This window comes from Haloferula chungangensis (assembly GCF_042664875.1).
Taxonomy (GTDB): Bacteria; Verrucomicrobiota; Verrucomicrobiia; order Verrucomicrobiales; family Akkermansiaceae; genus Haloferula; species Haloferula chungangensis.
Map to the genome: position 1 here is coordinate 1 of NZ_JBHTBS010000039.1, position 2,160 is coordinate 2,160.

At 54.8% G+C, this 2,160-nt stretch carries 2 protein-coding genes; both read left to right on the forward strand.

What is annotated here, in order from left to right:
• The first annotated feature begins 1,103 nt into the window (after window positions 1-1,103).
• Window positions 1,104-1,613, forward strand: coding sequence for a hypothetical protein (locus ACFQY0_RS21020; protein ID WP_379716972.1), 510 nt, complete (start codon window positions 1,104-1,106; stop codon window positions 1,611-1,613).
• Between the two features lie 151 nt (window positions 1,614-1,764).
• Window positions 1,765-2,016, forward strand: coding sequence for a hypothetical protein (locus ACFQY0_RS21025; RefSeq protein ID WP_379716975.1), 252 nt, complete (start codon window positions 1,765-1,767; stop codon window positions 2,014-2,016).
• Window positions 2,017-2,160: the final 144 nt, after the last annotated feature.

A 2,160-nucleotide genomic window follows, 5' to 3' on the forward strand; every position in this document is an offset into this window, starting at 1 on the left:
GCGAACAAGCCGAATCAGGGCGACCCCTCTCAGCGGCCTTGTTACGTTTCCGTTTTGGTGATTCAATCCGGCAACAAGAATCGGAGCTCCGCCATACGGGTCGGGATCGCCTGTTCTCAGACGTTCGCTCTATGAAAACCCGGCTCTGCTCTTGGCCGCTCTGGCTTGGACTAGCGCCGCTCCTCATGGTGACCTGGCTTTGGGCTGACTCGTATCGGAAGGAGAGCTCGCTTACTTGTTGGAGTTACGAACGGCATGCCTGGCTCAGGAGCTCGAATGGGCGGGTCCGTCTGGTCGTATCCAACACTCCCAGCGAAACCGTCGATTTTACTCTGCATCGAGGTCAACACTCGAGGCACTCGTGGTCGAAGTTCAGTCGTCCAGCTGGGATCACAACAGTCTCCGTTCCAGGGTCCGGCACCTGGGATTCGTGGACGTGCGATTTCGTGCACTGGCTCGCAATTCTCGGTTGCCTGCTACCTTGGCTTGGATTCATGGTCTGGTGGCGTCGAAGAGGAAGGGCTCATTCAACCGAGGCTGGCTTGCTTCACGCCGCAAGTGATCGGCGCCCAAACGAAGCTAACTAAGCGAACAAGCCGAAGATGGCGACCCCTTTCAGCGGCCTTGTTACGTTCGCGTTTTGGTGATTCAATCCGGCAACGAGAGTCGGCGTGCCGCCATGGGGGTCGGGATCGCCATTTCTCTGACGTTCTCGTGGAATGTAGAGCCTCTGGGTTTTGAGGGTTTGGCAGCAGACCGAGTCGAAGATAGGTCGAGCTTGTCGAGGTTTCCGCGCTCTCGGAGCTTTGCTGACCGGAGCGAGCATCATGCGGGGGGCAGCAGAGGAGCGGCCAGGAGAGATCGGACCGGGCACGTGACAGACTCTGTTAGATTGTCTGTCTGATTCGCTGGGGCTCTGCATCATCACCGCTCGGAGTGCCTCGTGGGATGGTGTCGGCGCTCGACCGGGTATTTTCCCGTGGCGGACCGCGGCCTCCGCGAATAACTCCCCGCCCCCAAGACCGCCCAACGAGAACAAGGCGCTCGAGGACGACCCCTTTCAGCGGCTGTGTTGAGTTCTTGCCGCCAGCTTCGAAAGCTGCTTGGATCCCCGCAGCCTTCCCGGTGAGCTCACCGGGATCGCCTCAGCTCAAACGTTGGGCAAGAAAAAGATGAGCGATCATAACGCCAGATGGAAAGAGAACGGTAAGAAGATAATTCTGACCGCTCAATATTGGATCTGGATCTGGGTCGTGCTATTCGCAGCGCTGTATCTGAACGACCCAGCTCCTCACACATTCTTGGCTGTTTCGATCCCATTAGGGTTACTTTGGCTCGTCCTGATCACGCTGACTTGGAGACACAACAGCTTCCTGCTTTTCCTTATCACAGCAGTGGTTTGTCGAAGCTCACTAAGTATTGCTTACTCGTTCTTCAATCTGGAGAACCAAGTCCAAGAAATACAGGGGCTTGCGTTAGGGTTCGCTACTGTGGGCGCTTTCATGATGTTCACCAGGGCGTGCGTTTTGAGATTTGGCAACCTCGGTGAATTCAAAAGAGAGGCCCAACAAGACGGTGCTGGACAACCGCCTACTCGCTCCGAGTTTGAATGATTCCCGTAACTACAACCTTTAACCCACAGTCGGAGTGGCGCTACCTGTAGGCGGTGCCAGACCTAGACGTTGTGCCAAAGAATTTGAGAGAACAGTGGGAAGTCGAATAGTCAGTAGGAGCATCTTGGAACTGAAGCGCGAAACCCAAACAATGAAGAACTACGGTTTCACAATCCTTAAGGATGTAGCAGACCTCGATTTTGACCTCCTTGTTGATGAACTGGACGACTTCCTGGTAGCTGCCGATTTAGGAGCAACCTACGCAGCAGATTCCTTCGGCGATGATCGACTCGTAATCTGTTTCAATCTCACTGGCGAAGTCGATGGGTCGCTGAGCAAGCTCGGCAAGTTCACGGACCGGTGCCCCAAGTTGTGGGAGGCGCAGATTGTGCCCCTTCGGTAACGAAACAAAACAGGCACAACAAACCACTGAGGCGGACTGACAAGTAAATTTCAGGTAAATTGCTCACAGAGTTTGGGGTTGGTTTTTTTGAGGTTCGCGATGATGGGAATAAGCGGGCTTGATCTCTTCTGCAGAACTTGGAGA